Consider the following 273-nt stretch of genomic DNA (forward strand, 5'->3'; position numbering starts at 1 on the left):
GAGTAAATGGCCAGCGAAAATAAATCAAAACCTTCTTGAATTTACTAACCAGTTATCAGACGATATTAGCGATCCCGGAGATCGAAATGTTTGGAAAGGAGGCGCAGAACATGGACATTGGGAGCATATTCCCAAAACAACTTATAAAACATTAGATTATTGTCGTAATGATCTCTCCTCGGGCTCGATCATAAGATATAAAACAACAAGAGATGAAGCTTTAGATGACAATTTTCGTAGGGGATTGCTATATACACTAGAAGAATATAAAGG

The 273-nt window shown here is 37.0% G+C and carries 1 protein-coding gene; it reads left to right on the plus strand.

Translation table 11 applies throughout. The features are described from left to right. On the plus strand, positions 1–273 hold a 273-nt coding region (locus H3U96_RS11140), incomplete at both ends, for a hypothetical protein (RefSeq protein WP_198196721.1).

Origin of the sequence: Gilliamella sp. M0364, from assembly GCF_016100565.1 — a bacterium.
Taxonomy (GTDB): Bacteria; Pseudomonadota; Gammaproteobacteria; order Enterobacterales; family Orbaceae; genus Gilliamella; species Gilliamella apis.